The organism is Pedococcus sp. KACC 23699 (genome assembly GCF_045348425.1).
In the GTDB taxonomy this organism is placed as follows: domain Bacteria; phylum Actinomycetota; class Actinomycetes; order Actinomycetales; family Dermatophilaceae; genus Pedococcus.
On the sequence record NZ_CP157483.1, the window covers coordinates 3894997 to 3921649 of the forward strand.

Genomic DNA, 26653 nt, shown 5'->3' on the forward strand with positions numbered 1-26653 from the left:
ACGCGGGTTAGGTTCGGTTCATGACTCTCGACCGGCCACTGGCCCCCAACCCCTACGACCTGCTCCCCGAGGTGCCCGCCCTCACCGTCCGCAGCAGCTCCTTCGAGGACGGCGGCACGCTGCCCGATGCCCACGTCTTCGACGACTGGGGCTTCAGCGGCGGCAACACCTCCCCTCAGCTGTCCTGGAGCGGTGCCCCCGAGGGCACCAAGTCGTATGTCGTCACGTGCTTCGACCCCGACGCCCCGACCCCGTCGGGCTTCTGGCACTGGGTCGTCGTCGGCATCCCCGCCGACGTCACCGAGCTCGCCGAAGGTGCCGGCGCCGAGGGCGGCGGCGCACTGCCCCAAGGTGCCTTCCACGTGGCCACCGACTACGGCACCAAGGCGTTCGGTGGAGCCGCTCCGCCCGAGGGCGACCGGGCCCACCGCTACCTGTTCGCCGTGAGCGCCCTGGACACCGACGACCTCGGCATCGACGACTCGGTGACTCCGGCGGTGGCGGCATTCAACACGGGCTTCCACACCCTGGCGCGCGGCGTCATCTCGGCCACGTACAAGAACGGCTGACCCCACCGCCTGAACAGCACCGGCCTCCACCGCACCGTCCACGGTCGCGGTGGGGGCCGTCGTCGTTGGTCAGTAACCCGACCGGGGGGACAAAAGCCCCGTAAACACGCCATACGGTGGGTAACAACCACGTAGCGGGCTTATAGGGTCACGGCATGAGCGTTCCCGCCACCGGCGCCGGGGCGACCAGACGCAAGGAAGCACTGGTCGGCATCGCCTACCTGCTTCCCGCCCTGGTCGTCTTCGGTGTCTTCATCTTCTGGCCCCTGGTCAAGTCGGTCCTGCTGTCCGTGCAGGGCACCGACATCCTCGGCAACGCCAACGGGTTCGTGGGCCTGGTCAACTACACGCGGCTGTTCTCCGACCCGGAGTTCCTCACCGTGCTGTGGGTGACGTTGGCCTTCACGATCCTCACGGTCGTGCCGAGCATCGCCATCGCCTTGTTCCTCGCCCTGCTGCTCCAGTCGCGGATCCGGGGGGTGCGCTTCTTCCGCACGGCGTTCGCGCTGCCGTTCGCCTTCTCCGTCGCCACGGCGTCGGTGATCTTCGGGGTCCTGTTCAACCCTGCCTCGGGGGTGCTCAACGGGATCCTGTCCCAGTTCGGCATCGGGAAGGTCCACTGGCTCACCAACCCCGACCTGGCCCTCTGGTCGGTCTCGGGCGCCACCGTGTGGATGCAGATCGGCTACAACCTGCTCGTGCTCTCGGCCGGGCTCGGAGCCCTGCCGGAGGACGTGCTCGAGGCCGCCCGTCTCGACGGCGCGTCCGGCCTGCGGCTGCAGCGGTCGATCATCATGCCGCTCATCACGCCGCAGCTGTTCTTCCTCGTCGTCGTCGGCACGATCCACTCGCTGCAGAGCTTCGGCCAGATCCGCATCCTCACCGTCGGTGGCCCTGAGGGGCGCACGACGACGCTGGTCTACTCCATCTACGAGCAGGCCTTCGCCAACAACAACTCCAACTACGGCTACGCCTCGGCGCAGGCCATGGTGCTGCTGCTCATCGTCCTGGTCATCACCGCGGTGCAGTTCGGCGTGCTCGAGCGGCGGGTGTTCTACCGATGAGGTCTCGTCGCAGGGGCACGGTGCTGACCTACGTCCTGCTCACCGTGATGTTCCTCGTGGTGCTCTTCCCGGTCTACTACGGGCTCGTCGGCTCCTTCATGGGAGAGCGCGACACCAACAGCTTCCCGCCCGCGCTGTGGCCCGAGCACGGCATCTTCCCGGAGAACTACGGCAACGCGCTCGACATCATCCCGCTCGGCAGCCAGTACCTGACGAGCGTCGGCCAGACCCTCGGGATCATGGTCGGCCAGCTGGTGACGAGCATCCTCGCGGCCTACGCGTTCGTCTTCCTCCCGTTGCGCTGGCGCGGGTTCTGGTTCGCGGTGTTCCTGTCGACGATGATGATCCCCTTCGAGTCGATCATCATCCCGAACTACCTGCTGATCTCCAGCCTGGGCCTCAAGGACACCATCGCCGGCCTGACGCTGCCGTTCCTCGCGACGGGCTTCGGCACGTTCCTGCTGCGCCAGTCCTTCCTGTCCTTCCCCATGGAGCTGCGTGACGCGGCCAGGGTCGACGGCGCGGGCCACTTCCGGTTCCTGTTCTCGATCCTCGTGCCCCTGTCCCGTCCGAGCCTGGCTGCGCTGGGCATCTGGTCGGCGCTGTCGGCCTGGAACATGTACTTCTGGCCGCTGCTGGCGACCGAGGACCCCCGGCACCAGACGATCCAGATCGGGATCAGCCAGCTCCAGTCCTCCGACGGTGACACCCCGGGCATGGTCCTGGCCGGGGTGATGCTCGCCCTCTTCCCCACCTTGCTGCTCGTCATCTTCGGGCAGCGGTTCATCGTCCGTGGGCTCACCACGGGTGCGGTCAAGTGATGCGCAAAGGAGCACGAGACGTGTTGACAACGAAGACAACCACGGGACGGTGGAGGGGACTTCGGTATGCCGTGCCCGCCGGGATCGCTGCCGTGTCAATGGTCCTCGCCGGGTGCGGCGGAGGAGGGGGCGACTCCGAGGGCGGGGTCGCGGCTCCCGCCGCGGATGCCCTCAGCAAGGCAGGCGGGGTGACGACGGTGTCGTTCTGGCACGCCATGGACGGCAAGAACGCGGAGGTGCTGACCAAGCTCGTCAACGACTTCAACACCGCCAACAAGGGCAAGATCCAGGTCAAGGCGACCTATGCCGGCAAGTACGACGACGCGATCACCAAGTACAAGGCCGCGATCCAGAGCAAGTCGACACCGGACGTCATCCAGACCTACGACATCGGCACCCGCTTCATGATCGATGCCAAGCAGACGGTGCCGATGCAGGCGTTCATCGACCGCGACAAGCTCGATGTCAGCGACCTGCAGCCGAACATCACCGGCTACTACTCGATCGACGACAAGCTCAGCTCGATGCCGTTCAACACCTCGATGCCGGTGCTCTACTACAACAAGACCCTCTTCAAGAAGGCCGGCCTCGACCCGGCGAAGCCGCCCCAGGACCTCGACTCGCTGCGCGCCGCCGCCGAGAAGCTGTCGAAGAAGAACGGCGGCCCGGCCGACTACGGCTTCGGCGCGGCCATCTACGGCTGGCTGCTCGAGCAGTTCATCGCCACCGACGGCAAGGAGTACTGCGACCAGGGCAACGGGCGCGACGGTAAGGCCACCAAGGTGGCCTTCGACTCCCCCGAGAGCGTCAAGGTCGTCACCTGGTGGCAGAAGATGGTCAAGGACGGCCTCGCCGCCAACACCGGGCGTGACACCAAGGCCGCCCAGGCTGCCTTCAAGTCCGGGCAGCTCGCTATCAACCTCGAGTCGACCGGCCAGCTCGGCGGCTACACCGACGCGGCGAAGCAGGGCGGCTGGGAGCTCGGCGCGGCGGCATACCCGCACATCACGGCCGGCACCACCGGTGGCCCGATCATCGGTGGCGCCTCCCTGTGGATCGACGGCGTCAACCACAAGGACGCCAACAAGGAAGCGGCCTGGCAGTTCGTGAAGTACCTGGCGGACCCCAAGGTCCAGGCGACCTGGCACACCGGCACGGGCTACTTCCCGATCAGCAAGGGTGCGCTCGACGACCCTCAGGACGTGGCCTACCGCAAGGACAACCCGCTGTTCGACGTCGCCGTCAAGCAGCTCGAGTCCACCCAGCTGAGCAAGGCCACCCAGGGTTGCCTCCTGGGCGTCATGCCGCAGGCCCGCAAGGCCTCCGAGGACGGCCTCGAGGCCGCGCTCAACGGCACCGACCCGCAGCAGGCCATGACCAAGGCGGCCACGTCGGTCCAGCCGCAGATCAAGACCTACAACGACTCGACCAAGTAAGGACGAGTCAGCGCACGTCCCGCTGCGGCGGGCGCAGGGCCCAGGCGGCCACTGCGCCCGCCGCAGCCACGTTGAGGGAGTCCACTCCCCCGGCCATCGGGATCGTGACGGTCAGGTCGGCGGCCTCGAGGGTGTGGCGCGACAGGCCGTCGCCCTCGGTGCCCAGCACCAGCGCCAGGCGCTCGGGTGGGTCGGCAGCGAGGTCGTCGAGGCTGACGGCGTCATCGGCCAGCGCGAGCGTGGCCACGGTGAAACCCAGCCCACGAAGCTCGTCGATCGCGGCCGGCCACGGATCGATGCGCGTCCAGGGGACCTGGAAGACGGTGCCCATCGAGACGCGGATCGCCCTGCGGTACAACGGATCCGCGCACCTGGGCGTCACCAGGACGGCATCGACACCGAGCGCGGCAGCGCTCCTGAAGACGGCTCCCACGTTGGTGTGGTCGACGATGTCCTCGAGCACCACCACCCGACGCGCGTCGCGGACGACCTCGGCCACGGTCGGCAGCACGGGCCGCTGCATCGAGGCCAGTGCCCCGCGGTGCAGGTGGAACCCCGTGAGCTTCTCGATCACGTCGTGCTCGCCGACGAACACCGGGACCCCGTCTGCCTCGGCTTGCTCGACCACGTCGGCGAGGTCGGTGAGCCAGCGCTGCGCCATGAGGTAGCTGCGCGGGCGGTGACCTGCGGCCAGGGCCCGGCGGATGACCTTCTCCGACTCGGCGATGTAGAGGCCGCGCTCGGGCTCCGTGCGCCGCCGCAGGGCCACGTCGGTGAGCGAGACGTAGTCGGCCAACCGCTCGTCGTCGGGTTCGGTGATGGTGGTGGGCACGGCCAGCAGGCTAGGACACGAGGGCACGGACGATGACACTGACACCGGCCACGACGCAGAAGGCCAGCACCGCACGCCGCAACCGGTCGCGGTCCAGGCGGGCGCGGGCCGGGGCCGCCGCGGCATACCCGAGGGCGGTGAAGGGCACCCAGACGAGGCCGGTGAGCAGCTGCTCACGGGTGAACTCCCCCGCGAGGGTGAGTCCGAGCACGGCCATGGAGGTGCCGACGAGGAAGAACGCAGCCATGGTCGCGCGGAGCCGTTCTGGTCGCTCGTGCTGGAGCACCAGGGCGAGGTAGGGGCCGCCGATGCTGGCGGCGGTGCCCGCCACCCCGGCCACGGCTCCGGCCAGCGCGGCGTTGCGGGGCGTCGGACGCAGGTCCAGCGCCGACACCGACGCGGCGACGGTGAGCAGGATGAGGACGCCGACGACCACGGAGATGGACTTCACCGACAGCAGGGTGACGATGGCGACGCCGACGGGGGTCAACGCCAGGCGCGCCGCCAGGGCCCACCCCAGTGGGCGTCGGGCGATGTCGCGCGCGCCGTGCGACAGCTGCACCACAGGCAGGGCGAAGCTCGTCACGAGCAACGCGCCGGGCATCAGCTCGGGGGTCAGGACCACGAGGAACGGCGCGGCCACCACGGCCATCCCGAACCCGATGGAGGACTGGACGAACGCGCCGACGAGCAGGGCCAGCCCGAGCGGCAGGACCATGGTCCACTCCATCAGCTGAACCAGACGATCTTCACGATCCCGACGACGCCCACGACGAGGATCACGCCGCGCAGCACCGCCGGCGGCATCCTGCGCCCGATCTTCGATCCCACCCAGCCGCCCGCGAACGCACCGACGGCGATGAGTCCTGCTGCGGCCCAGCTGATCTGGTCCCGGGCCACCACCATGAAGGTCACCGCGGCGACGGCGTTGACGATCGTCGCGAGGACGTTCTTGTACCCGTTGAGCCGCTGGATCGGGTCCGTCGTCAGCGCGCTCATCATCCCCATGAGGATCACCCCCTGGGCTGCGCCGAAGTACCCGCCGTAGATCCCCCCGACGAGCACGCCGGCGACGAGCACCGGACCGTGCCAGGCGACCTCTGCGCCAGCCGCACGCGCCCGTCGTTCCGCCGTCCGCCGGCTGAGCCAGGGCCCGAGGAGCACGAGCAGCAGGCCGATCCCGATGAGGACCGGCACGATCGCGGCGAACGCCTCGGGCGGCAGCACGAGCAGCAGGACCGCACCGATCACGCCACCCACCAACGACGCCGGCGCCAGCCGCTTCAGGGTGGGCCCGGCACCCTTGAGCTCGTGCCGGTAGCCGTGCACTCCGGTGATGCCACCGGCCACAAGGCCCACGGTGTTGGAGACGTTGGCCACGACCGGCGGGAAACCGAAGAAGAGCAGGGTGGGGAACGTGATGAGCGTGCCAGAGCCCACGACGGTGTTGATGGCGCCGGCACCGAGACCTGCGAGCAGGATGCCGAGGGCTTCGAGAACGGACACCCGTGCACCCTAGCGACGGGCGCCGCCCCTAGGTCCCCAGGGGCGGCGCCCGTCGTCACGCGATGCGCTGTGCCTGTCCGCACACAGGGTGCGCGACCGGGTCAGGCGACCGGCGGTCGTGGCCCGCCCTCCGGGGCCTGCGGATCGGTCGGGTCCGCCGAGGGCTCGACCGAGGCCGGCTCCGCGCCGGTGGGGGCCGGCTCCGAGTCGGTCGGGGTCGGCTGGGTCGGCTCCGGGTCGACCGGTGCTGACGGTGCCAAGGGCGGCTCGAACTCGGGGACCGCGTCGGCGGACGGCGGGATCGGCGGCTGAACCCGCTGGACCGGGTTGGCGTGCTCGGTGGCCTCACGGCTGGCACGACCAGCCTGGCCGCGGGCCTCGGCCAGGGCCTGCATGGGGTCCTCGAGGATGGTCTCGTCGAAGGCGTCCTGCAGTGGGCCGGGGTCGACCCACTCGCCGTCGCCGCTGCCGTCGTCCGGCCGCGGTGCATCCGCCTGGCCCAGCGCCCCACCGATGCCGCGCAGCGCGTCGGTGAGCTCGCTCGGGATGATCCACATCTTGTTGGAGTCGCCGCGGGCGATCTGCGGCAGCACCTGGAGGTACTGGTAGGCCAGCAGCTTCTGGGTGGGCTTGCCGCGGTGGATGGCGTCGAACACCTGCTGGATGGCGCGGGCCTGGCCCTGCGCCTCGAGGATGCGAGCCTGCGCCGAACCCTCGGCGCGCAGGATCTGGCTCTGCTTCTCACCCTCGGCGGTGAGGATGGCCGACTGCTTGGTGCCCTCGGCATACAGGATCTGGGCGCGACGCTCACGCTCGGCCTTCATCTGCTTCTCCATCGACTCCTGCACCGACATGGGCGGGTCGATCGCCTTGAGCTCCACGCGGTTCACGCGGATGCCCCACTGGCCGGTGGCCTCGTCGAGGACGCCGCGCAGCTGGGCGTTGATCTGGTCGCGGCTGGTGAGCGTCTGCTCGAGGTCGAGCGAGCCGATGACGTTGCGCAGGGTGGTGACGGTGAGCTGCTCGATGCCCTGGATGAAGTTGGCGATCTCGTAGACCGCCGACTTGGCGTCGATGACGGAGTAGTAGATGACCGTGTCGATGTTGACGACGAGGTTGTCCGAGGTGATCACGGGCTGCGGCGGGAACGAGACGACCTGCTCACGCAGGTCGACGTTGGCACGCACCTTGTCCACGAACGGCACGAGGATGTGCAGGCCCCCCTCGAGCGTGCGCGCGTAGCGACCGAGTCGTTCGATGATCAGCGCGGTCTGCTGCGGGACGATGCGCACCGTGCGGAAGAGCACGAGAAGCGCGAACGCCACCAGTAGCAGCAGGACCACGACGCCTGCACTGAAATTCACGTCTACTCCTTTGTCTGACCCGCCGTGTCGCCGGTGACGATCACGGTGGCCCCCTCGATGGACAGAACCCGGACCTCTTGGCCCGGTTGGCACGGTGCACCGTCGCGGGCGGTGCGGGCCGACCACGTCGCGCCGGACACCTTCACCCGACCGTCGGTGGCGGTGACCGTCTGGAGCACCCGGGCCGTGCGGCCGACGAGGCCAGCCGCACCGATCTGGTTGCTCACAGCAGCCACCATGAAACGCTTCTTGATCAGCGGCCGCACCAGCGCGAGCAGCAGCAGGGCAACCGCGACGGCGATGACGACCTGTAGCGGGAACGGCACCCCCAGGGCTGCGGCGACCGAGGCCACCAGTGCTCCCCCGGCCAGCATGAGGAACACGAAGTCGACGGTGGCGACCTCGATCGCCGCCAGGACCAAGGCGATCCCCAGCCACGCCAACCACGGGTTGTCTGCGAAGACGTCCATGCTTCCCCTCCTGCTCGTGTGCGGTGACTCTATGACGAATCGGACGCAGCACTCGTTCCTGTGGCGACCTTGAGCCGCGCCGACCAGCGCTCACCGCGGCGTTCGAGCTCCAGCGGCATGCCGAACGTCTGCGACAGGTTGGCCTCGGTCAGGGTGATCTCGACCGGCCCCTGGGCCACGATGCGCCCCTCGCGCAGGAGCAGGACGTCAGTGAAGTTCGGGGGGATCTCCTCGACGTGGTGGGTCACCAGGACCAGGGCCGGGGCGTCCACGTCACCGGCGAGCTCGCCCAGTCGTCGGACCAGGTCCTCGCGGCCGCCGAGGTCGAGCCCGGCGGCAGGCTCGTCGAGGAGCATGAGCTCCGGGTCGGTCATCAGCGCACGAGCGATCTGGACGCGCTTGCGCTCACCCTCGGAGAGCGTGCCGTAGGTGCGGTCGGCCAAGTGGTCGGCGCCGAGCGCCTGCAACAGCTCGAAGGCACGGGCGTGGTCGAAGGTCTCGTAGCTCTCGCCCCAGCGGCCCACGACGCCGTACGACGCGGTCACGACGACGTTGTGGACGATCTCGTCACCGGGGATCCGCTCGGCCAGGGCCGCGGAGGCGAGGCCGATGCGCGGCCGGAGCTCGAACACGTCGACCGCCCCGAGCACCTCGCCGAGGACGCCGGCGACGCCACGGGTCGGGTGCATCCTGCCGGAGGCCAGCTGGAGCAGGGTGGTCTTCCCGGCGCCGTTGGGTCCGAGGACGACCCAGCGCTGGCCTTCCTCGACCTCCCAGGTGAGGTCGTCGAGAAGGGTCGTCTGGCCACGGACCACACTCACCCCGGCGAACTCTAGGACGTCACTCATGGCACCGGACCCTATCGGCTTAGCATGACCCGGTGACCGAACTGCCTGCCTCCGTGCGCCTTTCGCTGTGGATCACCCACGCGTGGGCCACGGGTGCACCACAGGACGCCGCGGTGCGCCGGGCGCTGCCCGACATCGACCACGTGGACGGCGACCTCGACCGCCTGACCGTATGGCGCGAGCTCGGCGAGCAGGCGCTCCTCGTCTCCCTGCCCGCGCCGGGAGACCTGGCGGGCCTGCCGCGCGCGTCGGCCGACGCCCTCGGGGCCGCGGCCGCCGGGGGTGAGGCCGTGTTCGTCCCGGCGCTCGGCGGGATGCTCGTCCCGTCGATCTCCTCGTTCGGCAACGACGTGCGCGGCGGCCTGGACGTGGGTACCCGCGTCGACTGGACGGCATACGACTCCGAACCGGTCCCCCGCCACCGGGTCGAGGCCCTCGAGGCCTCGCAGCTCGAGCGGCACCTGCGCGAGGAGCTGCGGGTGGCCACGGAGCACCTCGACGCGCTCGGCGGCCAGCCGTTCGCCGCGTCGGCGGCACGCGAGCTCGCTGACGCTGCTCTCGGTGGTCGATGGGGCCTGCCCTCAGGGCTGCCGGGTCGGGCGGCACAGGTGATCGCCCTGGCGGGGACGGTCGGCCATGTCGTCGACGTCGCGCTGGCAGCCGGTGACGGTGCGTTGAACGCCGCCACTGCCGCGTCACGGCACTCGTTGCTCATGCGCCTGCAGCGGGCGGCCGACCACGCGCTGGCCGATGCCACGAACGCCGCGTGCGCGGTGCTGGCCGGCTGGCGCCCCGCCTGAACTCTCGGGGACGAGCAGCCGAACCCGCGACCATTCGTGGCTCCAAGGCCACCAAAGCACGTCCTGGTCCCTGCACCGCGACCATTCGTGGCTCCGACGGCACGAATGGTCCGTGGCTAGCTCGCCGTCTCGGCTCGGCGGTGCAGGACGTCCTCGTAGACGCGCAAGGTCTGCTCGCCGATGCTTGCCCAGGAGAACGACTCCACCGCCCGGCGGCGACCTGCCTGCCCCATCTGCTCGGCGCGCGCGGGGTCGCTGACCGCGTCGGTGAGGGCGGCGGCGAGGTCGTCGACGAACTTCTGCGGGTCGAGCGGGATGCCGCTGCCGTCCTGGTGCTGCTCGATCGGCACCAGCCACCCGGTCTCACCGTGGACGACCACCTCGGGGATGCCGCCGGTCGCGGTCGCGACGACCGCGAGCTCGCAGGCCATCGCCTCGAGGTTGACGATGCCGAGGGGCTCGTAGATCGACGGGCAGGCGAACACCGTCGCCGACGACAACAGGGCGATCACCTCGGCCCGCGGCAGCATCTCGGCGATCCACACGACACCGTCGCGGGTGGCCCTGAGCTTGTCCATGAGGGCCTCGACCTCCGCGAGGATCTCCGGGGTGTCGGGGGCGCCGGCGCACAGCACGAGCTGGACGTCCGGCGGGAGCTGGGCGGCGGCACGCAGGAGGTAGGGCAGTCCCTTCTGCCGGGTGATGCGCCCGACGAAGACGACGGACCGCTTCTCGGGGTCGACACCGTGGCGACGAACGACATCGAGGTCCACGTTGCGCTTCCACAGCTCGGAGTCGATGCCGTTGTGAACCACCTTGACCCGCTCGGGATCGACGTCCGGATAGCTGCGCAGCACGTCCTGGCGCATCCCCTCGCTCACGGCGATCACGGCGTCGGCACCCTCGAACGCAGTGCGTTCCATGAACGACGACAACCGGTACCCGCCGCCGAGCTGCTCCGCCTTCCAGGGCCGCATGGGCTCGAGGCTGTGCGCCGTCACGACGTGCGGCATCCCACCGAGCAGGGAGGCGACGTGGCCGGCGAAGTTCGCGTACCAGGTGTGGGAGTGCACGAGGTCGGCGCCGACGCAGTCACCGGCCATGGCGATGTCGACGCCCATCGTCCTGACGGCCGGGTTCGCAGCATCCAGGTCCGGCGGGTCGCCATACCCGGAGGTGCCCTCCTCCACGACGGGCACACCGAAGGCACGCACCCTCGTGTCGATGTCGCCGCGCTCACGCAGTGCCCGCACCAGCTCGGCGACGTGCACCCCCGCCCCGCCGTAGATGTTGGGCGGGTACTCCTTGGACAGGATGTCGACTCTCACGATCGCGAGCGTAGTGGCGGAACGTGTTTGCGGACAGGGCTCGCCACCGGGGCGACCATTCCCTAGGGTCGGCGTATGCCGTACCGCCGCGGAATGCCCAAGGTCCTCGCCATCGTCCTTGCGGGCGGTGAGGGAAAGCGGCTGATGCCGCTGACCGCCGACCGTGCCAAACCAGCGGTGCCGTTCGGGGGGATCTACCGCCTGATCGACTTCGCGCTCAGCAACATCGTCAACAGCGGCTACCTCAAGGTCGTCGTGCTGACGCAGTACAAGTCGCACAGCCTCGACCGCCACGTCACCAAGACCTGGCGCATGTCGACGATGCTGGGCAACTACATCGCCCCCGTCCCGGCTCAGCAGCGCATCGACAAGAACTGGTACCTCGGTTCAGCGAACGCGATCTTCCAGAGCCTCAACCTGGTCCACGACGAGAAGCCCGACATCGTCGTGGTCGTCGGGGCCGACCACGTCTACCGCATGGACTTCTCCCAGATGGTCAAGCAGCACATCGAGACCGGTGCCGGGGTGACGGTTGCAGCGATCCGCCAGCCGATCTCGCTCGCCGACCAGTTCGGCGTGATCGAGGTGGACGCGGACGACCACAAGAAGATCGGGGCGTTCCTCGAGAAGCCCACCGACGCCAAGGGCCTGCCCGACTCCCCCGACGAGGTCCTTGCCTCCATGGGCAACTACGTCTTCGACGCCGACGTCCTCATCGACGCGGTCACCCGCGACAACGAGCGCGAGGGCAGCCGGCACGACATGGGCGGCGACATCGTCCCGGCGTTCGTCGACGAGGGTCGCGGCTACGTCTACGACTTCAAGGACAACGTCATCCCGGGCGCGACGCCGCGCGACCAGGCCTACTGGCGCGACGTCGGGACGATGGACTCCTACTGGGAGGCCCACATGGACCTCGTGTCCATCCACCCGGTCTTCAACCTCTACAACTACGACTGGCCGATCTACACCGACTACGGACCGTTCCCCCCGGCCAAGCTCGTGCACGGGGCGATGGGCAAGTTCGGCGAGGCGCACAACTCGGCGGTCTCCCCCGGTGTCGTCATCTCCGGCGCGACGGTGACCAACTCGGTGCTGTCGCCGCGATGCCACATCCACAGCGGCACGACCATCGACGACAGCGTGCTCCTCGACGGCGTCGAGGTCGGGCGCAACTGCGTCATCACGAAGGCCATCATCGACAAGGGCGTCATCGTCCCCGAGGGCACGAGCATCGGGGTCGACCACGACCACGACCGCGAGCGCGGCTTCATGGTGACCGAGTCAGGGCTCGTCGTCGTCGCCAAGTTCCAGGAGGTCACCGCATGACCGGCCACGGACGGCCCATCCGGGTCGGGGTCCAGCTCCAGCCCCAGCACGCCGACTACGCCGCGATCCGTCGCGCGTGCGCCGAGGCCGAGGAGATCGGCGCCGACGTGATCTTCAACTGGGACCACTTCTTCCCGCTGTACGGCGAGGCCGACGGAGCCCACTTCGAGTGCTGGACGATGCTCGGCGCCTGGGCCGAGGCCACCGAGCAGGTGGAGATCGGCGCCCTCGTCACGTGCAACAGCTACCGCAACCCCCAGCTGCTCGCCGACATGGCCCGGACCGTCGACCACATCAGCAACGGCCGGCTCATCCTCGGCATCGGGTCCGGCTGGTTCGAGCGCGACTACGACGAGTACGGCTACGAGTTCGGGACGGCCGGTGGTCGTCTCGACGCCCTGGCCCGCGACCTGCCCCTCATCCGCGAGCGGTGGGGCCGGCTCAACCCCGCGCCCACCCGTGACATCCCGATCCTCATCGGGGGTGGCGGCGAGAAGAAGACGCTGAAGATCGTCGCCGAGCACGCCTCGATCTGGCACGGGTTCGGTGACCCGGAGACCGTGGCGCACAAGCACACCGTGCTCGACGAGTGGTGCGCCAAGGTCGGGCGCGACCCTGCGGAGATCGAGCGCTCGGCCGGCGTCTCGCCCAAACCGGGTCGCCACCCCGAGGACGTGGCCGACTACGCCGCAGGCGCCCAGGCCCTCTACGACATCGGCACACGGCTGTTCACCGTCGGTGTCGGCGGCCCGTCCTACGACCTCGGTCCCCTGCGGGACCTGGTCGCATGGCGAGACTCCCACGTCGAGGGCTGAGACGGGTAGGTATCGTCCGAGCGTGCCCGACGTGATGCCGCAGACCCTCCTCGTGACCATCTCGGGCGAGGACCGGCCCGGTGTCACGAGCACCTTCTTCGATGCGATCGCCGCGGTCGGCGCCGAGGTCCTCGACCTCGAGCAGGTCGTCGTCCGTGGCCACCTCACGCTCGCGATGCTCCTGGACTCCGGGGAGTCGGACGAACGTCTCCGGGCCGTGATCTACGACGTCGGGGACGGTCTCGACCTCAAGGTCAAGATCAAGAAGGGCACCGGCGACACCCGTCGTCGGCGCAGCGGGCGAGCAGCGGTGGTGGTCCTCGGCGCGCCGTTGCGCGCCAGCGGCGTCGCCGCCATCACGGCTCGGATCGCCTCGCACGGCGCCAACATCGACCGCATACGCAGGCTCTCCCGGTATCCGGTCACGACGGTCGAGTTCGACGTGTCCGGCGCGGACGTGGACCGGCTCCGGCGTGAGCTCGCCCTCGAGTCCAGCCTCCACGGACTCGACATCGCCGTCGCTGCCGGGGGCCTGGCCCGACGCGGGCGAAGGCTGGTCGTCATGGACGTCGACTCCACCCTCATCCAGGACGAGGTGATCGAGCTGCTCGCGTCCCACGCGGGGCGGGACGCCGAGGTGGCCGCGGTGACCGAGGCCGCGATGCGGGGCGAGCTCGACTTCGCCGAGAGCCTGCGCGAGCGTGTCGCAGCCCTCGAAGGCCTTCCGGTCTCCGTGCTCGACGAGGTGCGCAGGGCCGTGCGGTTCACCCCCGGCGCGCGGACCCTGGTCCGGACGCTCAAGCGACTCGGCTTCACCGTCGCCGTCGTGTCAGGCGGCTTCATCGAGATCGTCGAGGAGCTCGCCCGTGAGCTCGACATCGACCACGCGCACGCCAACCGGCTCGAGGTCCGTGACGGGCTGCTGACCGGGAAGGTCGTCGGAGAGATCGTCGACCGAGCGGCCAAGGCTGCGGCGCTGCGCCGGTTCGCGGAGCAGGAGGGCCTGCCCCTGTCGCGCACCGTGGCCATCGGCGACGGCGCCAACGACCTCGACATGCTCGAGGCCGCCGGCCTCGGTGTGGCCTTCAACGCCAAGCCCGTCGTCCGCGACCAGGCCGACACCGCGGTGAACGTCCCCTACCTCGACGCGGTCCTCTACCTGCTCGGCATCACCCGCGAGGAGATCGAGGAAGCCGACGAGGCCGACGGCACGCCGACCCCCGCTCCGGCCATCCCCCACCCCTGATCCCTAGGCTGGTGCGATGCCCCCGTCACAACGTCGAGCGACACCGACCCTCCTCATCATCGGTGGTGCCGAGGACCGCGTCGGCAAAGCCACCGTCCTACGACGTTTCGTCCGCCTCGCAGGTGGCCGCAAGGCCAAGATCGTCCTGATCCCGACCGCGTCCTCCTTCCAGGACGAGGTGACCGAGGCATACACCGAGGTCTTCACCCGGCTCGGCGCCCCGGCGCCCTCGGTGGTCAACCCCCAGTCGCGGCAGGAGTCGCACGACGAGGCCCTCGTCGCCCTCGTCGACGAGGCCACCGGCGTCTTCATGAGCGGCGGCAGCCAGCTCAAGCTCAGCCAGCGGTTCCCCGGCACACCTCTGGGTGACGCCCTGCACCGTGCGCACGACCGCGGGGCCGTGGTCGGTGGCACCTCGGCCGGCGCATCGATCATGAGCCAGTTCATGATCTCGATGGGCGAGGAAGGCATCACCCCACGTCAGCGGCACAGCCAGCTCAGCGCCGGCCTCGGGCTCCTCGAGGGCGTCATCATCGACCAGCACTTCGCCCAGCGCTCGCGCTACGGCCGCCTGATGTCGATGGTGGCCGCCTCCCCCAGCCTCATCGGCATCGGGATCGACGAGGACACGGCCATCGAGGTCCGGGACCGGTCCGGCTTCACCGTCCACGGCGCCGGCGCCGTGTTCGTCCTCGACTGCCGAGAGGCGGTCTCCGACGCCCCTGACGCGCGCCGGGGCGCCCCCCTCATGGTCTCTGGTGCAGTCGTGCACTCCCTGCCCGCAGGCGCTACCTTCGACCTCGCCGAGGTGCGTCTCGTCGACTTCGTCGAGAAGCACGCGGACGCCGCGGTGGCCCTGGCCTCCGCGAAGGCCTGACCGGCCCCACCCCAGCCCGACCGCTAGGAGATCCCATGGCCGATCGCCCCACGCCCACCGGGCCCGCAGCCCCCGAGCTGTCCATCGTGGAGTCCCGCGTCTACCGCGGCGGCAACATCTGGTCCTACAGCCCCGCCATCCACCTCGTCGTCGACCTCGGGGTGCTCGAGGGCTACCCCACCGACACGATCGAGGGGTTCACCGACCACCTCGTGCAGATGCTCCCGGGCCTGGAGAACCACACGTGTTCCCGCGGCGTGAAGGGCGGCTTCATCGAGCGCCTGCGTGAGGGCACCTGGGTCGGTCACGTGGCCGAGCACGTGGCGCTGCAGCTGCAGCAGGAGGCCGGCCACGACCTTCGTCGCGGAAAGACCCGCGCCGTCAAGGGCCAGCCCGGGCGCTACAACGTCATCTACGACTACGCCGACGAGACCGTGGGCCTGGCCGCAGGCACCCTCGCGGTGCGGCTCGTCAACCACCTCGTCCGGGCCGAGGAGGGTTTCGACTTCTCCGAGGAGCTCGACGTGTTCCTGCGGCGAGCCCAGCGCTCGGCGTTCGGGCCCTCGACCGGGGCCATCGTCGAGGAGGCCGTCGCCCGCGACATCCCCTACATCCGTCTCAACAGCCAGTCGTTCGTGCAGCTCGGCCAAGGTGTCCACGCCCAGCGCATCCGGGCCACCATGACGTCCAAGACGGGGGCGCTGGCCGTCGACATCGCCAGCGACAAGGACATGACCACGCGGCTGCTCGCGTCCGCCGGCCTGCCCGTGCCCAAGCAGGAGACGGTGCGGACCGCCGACGCCGCGGTCTCGGCGGCCAGGCGGATCGGGTTCCCCGTGGTCGTGAAGCCGCTCGACGGCAACCACGGACGCGGTGTCTGCCTCGACCTGCAGTCCGATGACGAGGTGCGGGCGGCCTTCGTCACCGCCGAGGGCGAGTCCCGCCGCGGGTACGTCATCGTCGAGTCCCTCGTGGTGGGTCGCGACTACCGCTGCCTCATCGTCGGCGGCAAGATGCAGGCCATCGCCGAGCGCGTGCCGGCCCACGTCATCGGTGACGGCACCCACACGGTCGCCGAGCTGGTCGACACCACGAACGCCGATCCTCGCCGCGGAGTCGGGCACGAGAAGGTCCTGACCCGGATCAAGGTCGACGACGCCGCCGTCGCCCTCGTGCGCGACCAGGGCTTCGAGATGGACGCCGTCCCGCCCGAGGGGCAGATGGTCAAGCTGGCCCTCACCGGCAACATGTCGACCGGCGGCATCTCCGTCGACCGCACGTTCGACGCCCACCCGGACAACGTCGAGATCGCCGAGGAGGCGGCCCGGATGATCGGGCTCGACGTCGCCGGCATCGACTTCATCTGCCCCGACATCGCCTCGCCGGTGCGCGAGACCGGGGGTGCGATCTGCGAGGTCAACGCCGCCCCGGGGTTCCGGATGCACACGCACCCGACCGTCGGTGAGCCGCAGTTCATCGCCAAGCCGGTCGTCGACCTGCTCTTCCCGCCCGGCTCGCCCTCGCGGGTGCCGATCGTCGCCGTCACCGGCACCAACGGCAAGACGACCACGTCACGGATGATCGCCCACATCTTCAAGGGCATCGGTCGCAAGGTCGGCATGACCTCGACCGACGGCATCATCATCGACGAGCGCCTGGTCTACAAGGCCGACGCGTCCGGTCCGCGCTCTGCGCGCATGGTCCTGCAGAACCCCCGTGTCGACTTCGCGGTCATGGAGGTCGCTCGTGGCGGCATCCTGCGCGAAGGGCTCGGCTACGACCGCAACGACGTGGCCGTGGTCACCAACGTCGCCCCGGACCACCTGGGCATGAAGGGCATCGACACCCTCGAGCAGCTTGCCGACGTCAAGGCCGTCATCGTGGAAGCGGTGCCCCGCAACGGTTTTGCGGTGCTCAACGCCGACGACGACCTGGTGCGCAAGATGCGGCGCCGCTGCTCCGGCGGGATCGTGTGGTTCTCCATGCAGCCTCCCGGCAGCAAGGTGCGCGAGTTCATCGAGGACTACTGCCGTCGTGGCGGTCGTGCCGTCGTGCTCGACCACACCGACCGCGGCGACATGATCGTCATCAAGCACGGCCGGCGTTCGATGCAGCTCGCGTGGACCCACCTCCTCCCGTCCACTTTCGGCGGCACCGCGAAGTTCAACGTCGCCAACGCCATGGCCGCGGCCGGCGCAGCCTTCGCTGCCGGCGCCGGGCTGCACGAGATCCGCCAGGGACTGCGCACCTTCACCACGAGCTACTACCTGTCCCCCGGGCGCATGAACCTCGTCAACGTGCACAACGTCGACGTGTTCGTCGACTACTGCCACAACGCCCCCGGCATGCGCGTGCTCGGCGAGTTCGTCGAGGGGTATGCCGCGCAGAAGGCCGGTCAGTCCGACCTCGGCAAGGTCTCGCGCATCGGCATGATCTCGACCGCCGGCGACCGCCGCGACGACGACATGCGGGAGCTCGGGGCCATCGCCGCGCGCCACTTCGACGTCGTCGTCGTGCGCGAGGACGAACGCAAGCGTGGTCGCCCCACCGGCGAGACCGCTGCGCTCATCGCCGAGGGCGCCAAGGGCGAGATCGGCAAGGAGGGCATCCGGTGCCGTCAGGTCGAGACCGTCCTCAACGAGGTCGACGCGGTCCGTCACTGCATGGCTCGGGCGAACCCCGGCGATGTCGTGGTCCTGTGCGTCGACCAGCACGCCGAGGTGCTGAGCGAGCTCGAGCAGATGACCCAGCACGCCCAGGCCGGCGCCCACAACGGCCTCGGCATCGGTGACCCCGACCTGGACCCGGTGGAGATGCAGGTGGAGGCCAAGGTCTCCGGCGACGAGGCGGCAGCCGCCGAGGCCTCCGAGGTGGAGGCGCCCGCCAGCTGAGGCAGCACGTCGAGCGGCCCGTCCCCACCCGGTGGGGACGGGCCGCTTCGGTTGCAGCCGCAGGCGCGTCCGGTCAGGCTTCGCGCAGCTGCGCGGCATACCCGTGCAGGGCCCGCTGGTAGCTCAGGCTGTCCTCGTCACCGGCGTGGTGCAGGAGCGTGTCGACGAGGTCGGCGACCGCCTCGGCGGCGCGGCCGCTGTCGAAGGCCGCGAGGGCGCGGAACGCCTCGATGGCCACGCTTCCCGGCCGCTCGTGCGAGAGCTCGGTCAGCAGCGAGTGGGCGAGGTCGGGCTGCCCGGTGACCCGCAGGCTCGAGGCGAGCTGGATCCGCGCGCGGTGCCGGTGCGGCTCGCGCAGCCCGCTGGCCAGGGCGTCGCGGTAGAGGTCGATGGCCTCCTGCTCCCGACCGGCCGCATCGAGGGCGGCGGCGAGCTCGTAGACCAGGCGGGGATCGCCCGGGCGGGATGCTCGCAGCGAGGAGACCGCGTCGATGCGCGCCTGGTCGTCGGCCAGCTGCCACAGGGCGGCGATCTGCGACTCGAACTCGTGCTCCCCGCGCGCGGCGACGACCTTGCGTCGGATGTCCTCGGGACCGTCGGCCACGGCGCCCTGGGCGGCCAGCCATGCGGCCACCTGCGACCTCTCGGCGTGGCACATCAGGGCCACGACGTCACCGTCGGACGCACCGGGAACGAGGGCCTGCAGGCCCCCGAGCTCGGTCTCGTAGGAGTCGATGTCGGCCACCCCGGCCCGCGCCAGTCCGGCGCGCAGGTGGCTCTCCAGCTCGGCCATGGTCCGACCGCGCAGGTAGTGCTCCTTGTGCGCCGCGACGATCCGGTCGGCACGCAGGCCGGCGACCTCGCCGATCGACTCGAGCAGGTCGTCGGTGCGGTCGCCCGCGAGCCCCAGCCCGAGGTGGACCTGGCCACCGGGCACCGTGAGGCCGTGGGCGACGTCCATGAGCGCCTCGAGGCCGGCCTCGTTGTGGGCCAGGTCGACAATGACGGTGATGGACGTGCCGTCCTCGCGGGGCAGCGTGTAGGTGTTCATCCGGCCGGGGTTCAGGCGGTCGTCAGGGGCGAAGGTCTTCAGTCCCTCCACCACGGCGGCCCGTGGCAGGCCGAGGCCGAGGGCCGCGGCAGCGCCGGCCAGGGCGTTGGCGATGTTGTGCTCCGACAGGCCGGACAGGGTGGCGGGGACGTCCAGGATGCTGACGAGGCGGTCGGGGTCCTGGCCGTTCTCCAGCACGGCGATGTCGCCGTCGAGCACGGTGATCGCGCGGCCACCCGCGTCCAGCGACTCGCGCACCGCGGGGGCGTCGGAGCGCAATGCGAAGACCCAGGGACGCGCCTTGGTCCCCGACCGCATGGCCCACACCCGCGGGTCCTCACCGTTGAGCACGGCCCACCCACGCGGCTTGGTCGCCTTGGTGACGATGGCCTTGACCTCCGCCAGCTGGTCGACGGTGTCGATGCCCTGGAGCCCGAGGTGGTCGGCGGAGACGTTGGTGACGACGGAGACGTCGTTGGCCGAGACCCCCATGCCCTTGAGGAGCATGCCGCCACGAGCGGTCTCCAGGATCCCGAGCTGCACGCCCGGGGCAGACAGCACGGCCCGCGCACCGGCCGGACCGGAGTAGTCGCCCGGCTCGATCATCTCCCCCTGGACGACGACGCCGTCGGTGGACGACCAGGCCGTGCGCAGGCCCGCGGTCATGCCGATGTGGCCCAGCAGACGGGTCGTGGTGGTCTTGCCGTTGGTGCCGGTGATCGACGCGACCGGGATCGACGGGTTGATGATCGAGGGACGGTCGCCCGGGTCGGCCGCGGCGATCCCGGCTCCCAATGCCTCCACCCGGTCGTCGCCGTCGAGCCAGGACTGCAGGAGCGGGGCCACCCCCTCACCGAGCGCGCGCGCCCGGCCGCGGCGGCGCCATACGAAGGCGACCACCACCTGGGCGGGGTCGCTGCCGGGACGGGTCCGCACCCCCAGCCGGGTCGTGCCGCTCGCGGCGGCAAGGCGCCGGGTGGCGCGCTCGACGAGCCGCATGACGAACCGCTGGCGCTGCTCGGTGCCCGGTGCGCCCGGGCGGGAGCTCTTGAGCCCCACCGAACGCGCCATCCGCTTGAGGTCGGACTCGTCGGCGGAGAGGTAGCCGGGCAGCTCGAGGCTGACCTTGATGGCCGGCTTGGCGAAGTAGAGGTTCGGGCCCTCGAGGACCCGGACCTCGGTCGCGGAGACGGCAGGTGCGGACGTCATGCGGCGAGCCTAGTAGCGGCTCACCGGCCCGGCAGAACGGGCGTCAGCGCGGCGCGGGGAGGCGGTCGGTCACTGCCCCATCGCGTGGACGCCACCGTCGACGTGGACGATCTCGCCGGTCGTCGCCGGGAACCAGTCGGACAGCAGCGCGGCGCACGCCTGGGCCGCCGGCACGGCGTCGTTGACGTCCCAGCCGAGGGGGGCGCGGTTGTTCCAGGTCTCCTCGAACGTCGCGAAGCCGGGGATGGACTTGGCGGCGGTGGTGCGGATGGGGCCGGCGGCCACGAGGTTGCAGCGCACGCCCTTCGGGCCGAGGTCTCGGGCGAGGTAGCGGTTGGTCGACTCGAACGCCGCCTTGGCGACCCCCATCCAGTCGTAGACCGGCCAGGCGAACTTCGCATCGAAGGTCAGGCCGACGATGCTGCCGCCGTCCTTCATCAGCGGCAGCGTGGCGACACCGAGCGACTTGAGCGAGTAGGCCGAGGCGTGGATGGCCGTGGACACGTCCTCGAAGGTGCCCTCGAGGAAGTTGAACGCCCCCTGCGGGGCGAACCCGATGGAGTGCAGCACCCCGTCGAGGTGGTCGACGTGCTCACCGAGACGTTCGGCGAGGCTGTCGAGGTCGTCCTGGTTGGTCACGTCGAGCTCGACCACCGGCGGCGTCGTCGGCAGCCGCTTGGCGATCGTCTGGGTGATCTTGAAGGTGCGGCCGAACGATGTCAGCACGACCTCCGCACCCTGCTCCTGCGCGATCTTGGCCACGTGGAAGGCGATCGAGGAGTCCATGAGGACTCCGGTGATGAGCAGCTTCTTACCCTCGAGCAGCATGGGGAACTCCGATTCTGGTGGGGTCAGTGGTCGTGCAGGCGCCGTGCGGCGCGTGCTGGTGCGGGCGGTGGGAGACGGCACCGACGGCGTCAGTGGCCCATCCCGAGGCCACCGTCGACGGGGATCACCGCGCCGGTGATGTATGCCGCGTCGTCCGAGGCGAGGAAGCGCACCGTCGCGGCGACCTCGTCGGACTGGCCGAAGCGACCGGCGGGGATGCTGGCCTGGTAGGCCTTCTTGCGGTCCTCGGGCAGCACCTCGGTCATGTCGGTCTCGATGAACCCGGGGGCGACGACGTTGGCGGTGATGCCGCGCCCACCGAGCTCACGGGAGATGGAGCGGGCGAGGCCGACGAGGCCGGACTTGCTGGCCGAGTAGTTGGCCTGGCCGGGTGAGCCGTAGAGCCCCACGACGCTGGAGATGAAGATGATCCGTCCGCGCCGCAGCCGGATCATGCCCTTGACGGCCCGCCGGGCGCAGCGGAAGGCGCCCGCGAGGTTGGTGTCGATGACCGAGTCGAACTCGTCGTCGCTCATCCGCATGAGCAGCTGGTCGCGGGTCACGCCCGCGTTGGCCACGAGGACGTCGACCGGGCCGCCGAGGAGCCCCTCGGCCTGGGTGAACGCAGCATCCACGGATGCCGTGTCGGTGACCTCGCAGAGCACCCCCTGCAGGCCCTCCGGTGGCTCCCCCGAACGGTGCGTGATGACCACCTGGTGGCCTGCCTCGGCGAGGGTACGGGCGATGCTCAGCCCGATCCCGCGGTTGCCTCCGGTGACCAGGACGTTGCGGCCTGCCATCGATTCCTCCGTGTCGTCCGTGCTCGGTCAGCCTCTGCGCGCGACCCTATCGACTACCGATGGGTACACCGCATCGCAGGCGGCCTATCGTGGACAGGTGCCCCGTTCCCGACGTCATCACCACGACGAGCCCGTCGTCCAGTCGGTGACCTCCGCCCCGGCCAACATCGCCGACGAGCAGGCCGGCCGGATCAAGCGCTACCTGTTCACGATGGGGGTCCGCACGGTCTGCTTCATCGGCTCCGTGCTGACCGCGACCTCGGGTGCACCGTGGTGGGTCTGGGGCACCCTGGCCCTGCTCGCTGTCGTGCTCCCCTATGTCGCGGTGGTCATGGTCAACGCGGTGGCCCCCCGTGGCGCCGGGCGCGACTCGGCGCCCGTCACCCCCCGTGGTGACGGACCCGACCAGATCGGTCGCTGATGGAGGGCATGGTCTGCAGCGCCAAGGGCTGCCGCGCCACCGCGGCGTGGGCCCACCTGTGGAACAACCCCAAGCTGCACACCGCGGAGCGCCGCAAGGTGTGGCTGGCGTGCGACGAGCACCGGACGTCGCTGGGCGAGTTCCTGTCGGTGCGGGGGTTCCTCGTCGAGACGGTTCCCGCGGACGCGATCCCCGCCACCGCGGGCTGAGCCGGCGCCGCTGCGGCTGCGGCTGCGGCGCATACCCGAAGAAGTGCCTCAGCCGCCGATGGCGGACATCGGGCGGTCCGGCTGGACGAACCCCTCGGAGCCGATGCCGTGCCCGGGGGCCTTGCGCCACATCTCGCCCTGGATGAGGCGGGCGAGGTCCTCGTCGCTGGCTCCGTCGCGCATCGGGCCGCGCAGGTCCGTCTCGGCCTGTGAGAACAGGCAGTTGCGCACCTGACCGTCCGCGGTGAGGCGGGTGCGGTCGCAGGCCGCGCAGAACGGGTCGGTGACGCTGGCGATGATGCCGACGGTCTGGGGTCCGCCGTCGACCAGGAACCGCTCCGCGGGAGCACTCCCCCGGTCGACCTGCGGGAGGGGGGTGAGGGTGAACCGCTCGCCGAGCCGCTCGTGCAGCTCCTGCGAGGAGACCATAGTGGAGGCGTCCCAGCCGTGCTGGGCGTCCAGAGGCATCTGCTCGATGAAGCGCAGCTCGTAGCCACGGTCGAGGCACCACTGCAGGAGGTCGGCGACGGAGTCGTCGTTGATGCCGCGCATGGCGACGGCGTTGACCTTGACCGGCACCAGTCCGGCCGTGGCGGCAGCCTTGAGCCCGGCCTCCACGTCGTGCAGGCGGTCGCGACGGGTGAGGTCGGCGAACTCCTTGGGGTCGATCGTGTCGAGGCTGACGTTGACGCGGTCGAGTCCGGCGTCGGCCAGCGGCTGGGCCAGCCGGTCCAGACCGATCCCGTTGGTGGTCATGGCGATCCGCGGTCGAGGCTCGAGGGCGGCGATGCGACGCACGACGTCCACCAGGGACCGGCGCAGCATCGGCTCTCCACCGGTGAGGCGGACCTGGCGGATGCCGAGCCCGACGAACACCCCGACGACCCGCACGAGCTCGTCGTCGGAGAGCATCTCGGGCTTGGCCAGCCACGGCAGTCCCTCCGCCGGCATGCAGTAGCGGCAGCGCAGGTTGCAGCGGTCGGTGACGGAGACCCGCAGGTCGCGGGCCACCCGTCCGTAGCGGTCGGGCAGGCCCACCAGGCCCTCGGGCGCAGGCGTGGCACCGCGCACGGTCGGGAAGGGGAGGCCGGTCATACCCCCCAGCCTAGGCCGGGTACCGTGATGAAGTGCTCAGGGTGCTCTTTTCGCGGCGTTGGCTGGGGGCCCTGGCAGCGGCTCTCGTCTTTGCCATCGCTGCCTTCTTCCTCGGCCAGTGGCAGTGGCACCGCTACGAGGGCAAGGCCGCCAAGGCCGACCGCATCAACACGCACTACAACGCGCCCCCGAAGCCGGTGACGGACGTTCTCACCACGGCCCCGATGCCCCTGGCCGAGGACTGGACCCGGGTCACCGCTCGCGGACGGTATGCCGTCGACCAGACGCTGCTCGTCCGGAACCGTCCCTACGAGGGCACCTACGGCTACGAGGTCCTCGTGCCGTTCACCGCGGACACGGGCGGGACGGTGCTCGTCGACCGGGGCTGGGTGCAGAACGCCGCGACGGCCCAGGCGCTCCCCAGCGTCCCTGCGGCCCCGACCACCGAGGTCACCGTGACGGGGTGGGTGCGGCAGTCCGAGCCCTCGCTGGGTCGGACGCTTCCGGCCGGACAGCTCGCCAGCATCAACCTCGCCGAGGCGGCCCGCCAGGTCTCACGGCCCCTGCTGGGCGCCTATGTGATCCTCGAGGTGGAGCGTCTCCCCGACGGCACCGCACCACCTCGGCCGAGGGCCCTCGAGGCCCCGGACACCGACCTGGGGCCGCACCAGGCGTATGCGTTCCAGTGGTGGATGGGGATGGTCGGCGTGTTCGTGCTCGTGGGGTTCGGGGTGCGGCGCGACTACCGTGACGGGCTCGACGACCGGGCCCTGGCCCACGCGACCGCCTACGGTGGCCCTCCGCCCCCGCCGCGCCAGAAGAAGACCCGTATCTGGGACGAGGAGGACGGCTGAGCCGTCCCGGTGGTGGACCGCCTCAGGCGGGGACGTCGGTCTCCTGGTCGGCGAACTGGGTCGTGTAGAGGTCGCTGTAGACGCCCCTGCGCGTCATCAGCTCGCGGTGCGTGCCCCGCTCGACGATCCGGCCGCCGTCGACCACGAGGATCTGGTCGGCGCCACGGACGGTGGACAGCCGGTGGGCGATGACCACCGCGGTGCGGCCCTCCAGCGCGGTGTCGAGGGCGCGCTGGACGGCTGCCTCGGACTCGCTGTCGAGGTGGGCCGTCGCCTCGTCGAGGACGATGAGACCCGGGCTCTTGAGCAGCAGCCGGGCCAGGGCCAGGCGCTGCTTCTCGCCACCGGAGAGCCGATGTCCGCGGTCGCCGACCACGGTGTCCAGACCCTCGGGGAGCGCGCTGACCAGGGGCCAGACCTGGGCGGCCTTGAGGGCGGCGACCACCTGCTCGTCGGTGGCGTCCGGGGCGGCATACGCGAGGTTGGCCCGGATGGTGTCGTGGAAGAGGTGGGCCTCCTGCGTGACCATGCCGACCGTCGCCGACAGCGACGCCGTCGTGGCCTGTCGCAGGTCGAGGCCGTTGATGCGGACCGCCCCGGCGCTGGGGTCGTACAGGCGGGCCAGCAGGGCAGTGATGGTCGACTTGCCGGCGCCGGAGGGCCCGACCAGGGCCACCAGCTGCCCCGGCTCGACCGCGAAGGCGACATCGCGCAGGACGAGGCCCGAGCCCTTGCGGTCACCGGCGGCGACGCTCTCCAGCGAGGCGAGCGACACCTCGTCGGCGGACGGGTAGCGGAAGGCGACGTCGTCGACCTCGATGCGGACCGGGCCCGAGGGGATCGGCTTGGCGTCGGGGCGCTCGGAGACCAGGGGCTTGAGGTCGAGCACCTCGAAGACGCGCTCGAAGGAGACCAGCGCGGTCATCACGTCGACCCGGACGTTCGACAGCGACGTCAGCGGGCCGTAGAGGCGGCCCAGCAGGGCGGTGATCGCGATCAGGGTGCCGACGGTCAGCGACCCGTTGACCGCCATGAGGCCGCCGAACCCGTAGACCATCGCGGTCGCCAGCGACGCGACGAGGGTGAGGGCGACGAAGAAGACGCTGCGGTTCAACGCGATCCGCACACCCATGTCGCGGACGTCGGCGGCCTGGGCGGAGTACTCACGATCCTCGCGGCGCGGGTCGCCGAAGAGCTTGACGAGCAGCGCGCCGGCGACGTTGAAGCGCTCGGTCATCCGCGACCCGAGGTCGGCGTTGAGGTTCATCTGGGCGTGGGTCAGCCCGGACAGGCGCCGACCCATGACGCGCGCAGGGATGAGGAAGAACGGCACGAGGGCCAGCGAGGCCAGGGTGAGCTGCCAGGACAGGGACGCCATCGCCGCGATGATCAGCGTCAGCGAGACGACGTTGCTGACGACGCTGGACAGCACCGACGTGAACGCCTGCTGGGCGCCGATGACGTCGCTGTTGAGCCGGGTGACCAGGGCGCCGGTCTGGGCGCGGGTGAAGAAGGCGATCGGCTGGCGCAGCACGTGGGCGAACACCTCGGTGCGCAGCGAGTAGATCAGGCCCTCACCGATGCGGCTGGAGTACCAGCGTTCGACCAGCGTGAGCACCGCGTCCGCGACCGCCAGGAGGGCCACCACGAGGGACAGCTCGATCACGACGGTGCGGTTGCGCGGCGTGATGCCGTGGTCGATGAGGTCCTTGAGGAGCAGCGGCGTGGCCACGACGAGGGCGGCGCTGACAACGACGAGCACGAGGAACAGGACGATCTGCCGCTTGAAGGGCAGCGCGTAGCCCATCACGCGACGGGCGGTGCCGGGGGCGAGCTTGCGGTCCTTGACCGAGCCGTCCCGGGTGAGGGAGCGCATCGCGCTCCAGCCAGACATGCTCACGTTGGTCTCCTTGCAGTCACGCGGTGGAACGTCCCGCGCACACGGCGGCATTCCCCATCATCGCGCCGGCCCCTGACAGTGCCGACACGT

The 26653-nt window shown here is 70.4% G+C and carries 25 protein-coding genes; 13 read left to right on the forward strand and 12 right to left on the reverse strand.

Annotation, left to right across the window (positions count from 1 at the left end):
* The first annotated feature begins 20 nt into the window (after positions 1 to 20).
* From ABEG17_RS18335 to ABEG17_RS18350, 4 genes are all read left to right on the forward strand, one after another.
* Positions 21 to 569 (forward strand): YbhB/YbcL family Raf kinase inhibitor-like protein, encoded by a 549-nt coding sequence (locus ABEG17_RS18335; RefSeq protein WP_406830925.1) that lies wholly within the window; start codon positions 21 to 23, stop codon positions 567 to 569.
* A 155-nt stretch (positions 570 to 724) separates the two neighbouring features.
* Positions 725 to 1633: a carbohydrate ABC transporter permease gene (locus tag ABEG17_RS18340; protein ID WP_406830926.1), complete on the forward strand. Its 909-nt coding sequence runs from the start codon at positions 725 to 727 to the stop codon at positions 1631 to 1633.
* Positions 1630 to 2454: a carbohydrate ABC transporter permease gene (locus ABEG17_RS18345; RefSeq protein WP_406830927.1), complete on the forward strand. Its 825-nt coding sequence runs from the start codon at positions 1630 to 1632 to the stop codon at positions 2452 to 2454. The genes ABEG17_RS18340 and ABEG17_RS18345 overlap by 4 nt, the downstream gene beginning before the upstream one ends.
* Before the next feature lie 23 nt (positions 2455 to 2477).
* The gene (locus ABEG17_RS18350; RefSeq protein ID WP_406830928.1) at positions 2478 to 3890 is read left to right on the forward strand and encodes an ABC transporter substrate-binding protein; all 1413 of its coding nucleotides are present in this window, start codon (positions 2478 to 2480) and stop codon (positions 3888 to 3890) included.
* Between the two features lie 7 nt (positions 3891 to 3897).
* Here ABEG17_RS18350 and ABEG17_RS18355 read toward each other — a convergent pair whose 3' ends face one another.
* The 6 genes from ABEG17_RS18355 to ABEG17_RS18380 form a co-directional block, all read right to left on the reverse strand.
* Positions 3898 to 4722: a TrmH family RNA methyltransferase gene (locus ABEG17_RS18355; protein ID WP_406830929.1), complete on the reverse strand. Its 825-nt coding sequence runs from the start codon at positions 4720 to 4722 to the stop codon at positions 3898 to 3900.
* A gap of 10 nt (positions 4723 to 4732) precedes the next feature.
* Complete coding sequence (locus ABEG17_RS18360; protein ID WP_406830930.1) at positions 4733 to 5452, reverse strand: TSUP family transporter; 720 nt, start codon at positions 5450 to 5452, stop codon at positions 4733 to 4735.
* A complete protein-coding gene (locus tag ABEG17_RS18365) occupies positions 5452 to 6228 on the reverse strand; it encodes a sulfite exporter TauE/SafE family protein (protein WP_406830931.1) in 777 nt (258 codons plus the stop codon). Before ABEG17_RS18365 ends, ABEG17_RS18360 begins: the two co-directional genes overlap by 1 nt.
* A 101-nt stretch (positions 6229 to 6329) precedes the next feature.
* Positions 6330 to 7592 carry an SPFH domain-containing protein gene (locus ABEG17_RS18370; protein WP_406830932.1) on the reverse strand — a complete coding sequence of 421 codons (1263 nt, stop codon included), beginning with the start codon at positions 7590 to 7592 and terminating at the stop codon, positions 6330 to 6332.
* 2 nt (positions 7593 to 7594) lie between these two features.
* Positions 7595 to 8062, reverse strand: a complete 468-nt coding sequence (locus ABEG17_RS18375) for an NfeD family protein (protein WP_406830933.1) — start codon at positions 8060 to 8062, stop codon at positions 7595 to 7597.
* A gap of 29 nt (positions 8063 to 8091) precedes the next feature.
* Positions 8092 to 8910 (reverse strand): ABC transporter ATP-binding protein, encoded by an 819-nt coding sequence (locus ABEG17_RS18380; protein WP_406830934.1) that lies wholly within the window; start codon positions 8908 to 8910, stop codon positions 8092 to 8094.
* Between the two features lie 32 nt (positions 8911 to 8942).
* Between ABEG17_RS18380 and ABEG17_RS18385 the strand changes: the two genes are divergently transcribed.
* Positions 8943 to 9710, forward strand: a complete 768-nt coding sequence (locus ABEG17_RS18385; protein ID WP_406830935.1) for a hypothetical protein — start codon at positions 8943 to 8945, stop codon at positions 9708 to 9710.
* Positions 9711 to 9826: 116 nt separating this feature from the next.
* Here the strand turns inward: ABEG17_RS18385 and glgA are convergent, their stop codons facing one another.
* Positions 9827 to 11038 (reverse strand): glycogen synthase, encoded by a 1212-nt coding sequence (gene glgA / locus ABEG17_RS18390; RefSeq protein ID WP_406830936.1) that lies wholly within the window; start codon positions 11036 to 11038, stop codon positions 9827 to 9829.
* Between the two features lie 75 nt (positions 11039 to 11113).
* Between glgA and glgC the strand changes: the two genes are divergently transcribed.
* The 5 genes from glgC to cphA are packed head-to-tail and all read left to right on the forward strand — an operon-like array spanning position 11114 to position 18196.
* Positions 11114 to 12367 (forward strand): glucose-1-phosphate adenylyltransferase, encoded by a 1254-nt coding sequence (gene glgC, locus ABEG17_RS18395; RefSeq protein ID WP_406830937.1) that lies wholly within the window; start codon positions 11114 to 11116, stop codon positions 12365 to 12367.
* Positions 12364 to 13182 carry an LLM class F420-dependent oxidoreductase gene (locus ABEG17_RS18400; RefSeq protein WP_406830939.1) on the forward strand — a complete coding sequence of 273 codons (819 nt, stop codon included), beginning with the start codon at positions 12364 to 12366 and terminating at the stop codon, positions 13180 to 13182. The genes glgC and ABEG17_RS18400 overlap by 4 nt, the downstream gene beginning before the upstream one ends.
* Before the next feature lie 34 nt (positions 13183 to 13216).
* Positions 13217 to 14428, forward strand: a complete 1212-nt coding sequence (serB, locus tag ABEG17_RS18405) for a phosphoserine phosphatase SerB (RefSeq protein WP_406833235.1) — start codon at positions 13217 to 13219, stop codon at positions 14426 to 14428.
* A 16-nt stretch (positions 14429 to 14444) separates the two neighbouring features.
* Positions 14445 to 15305 carry a cyanophycinase gene (locus ABEG17_RS18410; RefSeq protein ID WP_406830940.1) on the forward strand — a complete coding sequence of 287 codons (861 nt, stop codon included), beginning with the start codon at positions 14445 to 14447 and terminating at the stop codon, positions 15303 to 15305.
* A gap of 35 nt (positions 15306 to 15340) precedes the next feature.
* Positions 15341 to 18196: a cyanophycin synthetase gene (gene cphA / locus ABEG17_RS18415; protein ID WP_406830941.1), complete on the forward strand. Its 2856-nt coding sequence runs from the start codon at positions 15341 to 15343 to the stop codon at positions 18194 to 18196.
* A gap of 73 nt (positions 18197 to 18269) precedes the next feature.
* On the opposite strand, the gene ABEG17_RS18420 is transcribed toward cphA, so the two are convergent.
* The 3 genes from ABEG17_RS18420 to ABEG17_RS18430 all read right to left on the reverse strand — a co-directional run bounded on the left by ABEG17_RS18420 (position 18270) and on the right by ABEG17_RS18430 (position 22084).
* Positions 18270 to 20456, reverse strand: a complete 2187-nt coding sequence (locus tag ABEG17_RS18420) for a tetratricopeptide repeat protein (RefSeq protein ID WP_406830942.1) — start codon at positions 20454 to 20456, stop codon at positions 18270 to 18272.
* A 69-nt stretch (positions 20457 to 20525) separates the two neighbouring features.
* Entirely contained in the window at positions 20526 to 21284 is a 759-nt protein-coding gene (fabI, locus tag ABEG17_RS18425) for an enoyl-ACP reductase FabI (RefSeq protein WP_406830943.1), read from the reverse strand.
* A gap of 89 nt (positions 21285 to 21373) precedes the next feature.
* Complete coding sequence (locus ABEG17_RS18430) at positions 21374 to 22084, reverse strand: beta-ketoacyl-ACP reductase (protein WP_406830944.1); 711 nt, start codon at positions 22082 to 22084, stop codon at positions 21374 to 21376.
* A 97-nt stretch (positions 22085 to 22181) separates the two neighbouring features.
* Here ABEG17_RS18430 and ABEG17_RS18435 point away from each other — a divergent pair, with 97 nt between their 5' ends.
* Together ABEG17_RS18435 and ABEG17_RS18440 are read left to right on the forward strand one after the other, a co-directional pair.
* Entirely contained in the window at positions 22182 to 22505 is a 324-nt protein-coding gene (locus ABEG17_RS18435; protein WP_406830945.1) for a DUF3099 domain-containing protein, read from the forward strand.
* Positions 22505 to 22714, forward strand: coding sequence for a hypothetical protein (locus ABEG17_RS18440; protein WP_406830946.1), 210 nt, complete (start codon positions 22505 to 22507; stop codon positions 22712 to 22714). Before ABEG17_RS18435 ends, ABEG17_RS18440 begins: the two co-directional genes overlap by 1 nt.
* Before the next feature lie 48 nt (positions 22715 to 22762).
* Here the strand turns inward: ABEG17_RS18440 and moaA are convergent, their stop codons facing one another.
* Positions 22763 to 23809: a GTP 3',8-cyclase MoaA gene (gene moaA, locus ABEG17_RS18445; protein WP_406830947.1), complete on the reverse strand. Its 1047-nt coding sequence runs from the start codon at positions 23807 to 23809 to the stop codon at positions 22763 to 22765.
* A 32-nt stretch (positions 23810 to 23841) separates the two neighbouring features.
* On the opposite strand from moaA, the gene ABEG17_RS18450 reads away from it, so the two are divergent.
* Positions 23842 to 24663 (forward strand): SURF1 family protein, encoded by an 822-nt coding sequence (locus tag ABEG17_RS18450; protein WP_406830948.1) that lies wholly within the window; start codon positions 23842 to 23844, stop codon positions 24661 to 24663.
* 22 nt (positions 24664 to 24685) lie between these two features.
* On the opposite strand, the gene ABEG17_RS18455 is transcribed toward ABEG17_RS18450, so the two are convergent.
* Positions 24686 to 26557, reverse strand: a complete 1872-nt coding sequence (locus ABEG17_RS18455) for an ABC transporter ATP-binding protein (RefSeq protein ID WP_406833236.1) — start codon at positions 26555 to 26557, stop codon at positions 24686 to 24688.
* Between the last annotated feature and the right edge of the window lie 96 nt (positions 26558 to 26653).

Coding starts and splice junctions, on each gene's coding strand:
- ABEG17_RS18335 (WP_406830925.1), top strand. CDS start 21: ATGACTCTCGACCGGCCACTGGCCCCCAACCCCTACGACCTGCTCCCC.
- ABEG17_RS18340 (WP_406830926.1), top strand. CDS start 725: ATGAGCGTTCCCGCCACCGGCGCCGGGGCGACCAGACGCAAGGAAGCA.
- ABEG17_RS18345 (WP_406830927.1), top strand. CDS start 1,630: ATGAGGTCTCGTCGCAGGGGCACGGTGCTGACCTACGTCCTGCTCACC.
- ABEG17_RS18360 (WP_406830930.1), bottom strand. CDS start 5,452: ATGGAGTGGACCATGGTCCTGCCGCTCGGGCTGGCCCTGCTCGTCGGC.
- ABEG17_RS18375 (WP_406830933.1), bottom strand. CDS start 8,062: ATGGACGTCTTCGCAGACAACCCGTGGTTGGCGTGGCTGGGGATCGCC.
- ABEG17_RS18380 (WP_406830934.1), bottom strand. CDS start 8,910: ATGAGTGACGTCCTAGAGTTCGCCGGGGTGAGTGTGGTCCGTGGCCAG.
- glgC (WP_406830937.1), top strand. CDS start 11,114: ATGCCGTACCGCCGCGGAATGCCCAAGGTCCTCGCCATCGTCCTTGCG.
- ABEG17_RS18400 (WP_406830939.1), top strand. CDS start 12,364: ATGACCGGCCACGGACGGCCCATCCGGGTCGGGGTCCAGCTCCAGCCC.
- serB (WP_406833235.1), top strand. CDS start 13,217: ATGCCGCAGACCCTCCTCGTGACCATCTCGGGCGAGGACCGGCCCGGT.
- ABEG17_RS18410 (WP_406830940.1), top strand. CDS start 14,445: ATGCCCCCGTCACAACGTCGAGCGACACCGACCCTCCTCATCATCGGT.
- cphA (WP_406830941.1), top strand. CDS start 15,341: ATGGCCGATCGCCCCACGCCCACCGGGCCCGCAGCCCCCGAGCTGTCC.
- ABEG17_RS18420 (WP_406830942.1), bottom strand. CDS start 20,456: ATGACGTCCGCACCTGCCGTCTCCGCGACCGAGGTCCGGGTCCTCGAG.
- fabI (WP_406830943.1), bottom strand. CDS start 21,284: ATGCTGCTCGAGGGTAAGAAGCTGCTCATCACCGGAGTCCTCATGGAC.
- ABEG17_RS18430 (WP_406830944.1), bottom strand. CDS start 22,084: ATGGCAGGCCGCAACGTCCTGGTCACCGGAGGCAACCGCGGGATCGGG.
- ABEG17_RS18440 (WP_406830946.1), top strand. CDS start 22,505: ATGGAGGGCATGGTCTGCAGCGCCAAGGGCTGCCGCGCCACCGCGGCG.
- moaA (WP_406830947.1), bottom strand. CDS start 23,809: ATGACCGGCCTCCCCTTCCCGACCGTGCGCGGTGCCACGCCTGCGCCC.
- ABEG17_RS18455 (WP_406833236.1), bottom strand. CDS start 26,557: ATGTCTGGCTGGAGCGCGATGCGCTCCCTCACCCGGGACGGCTCGGTC.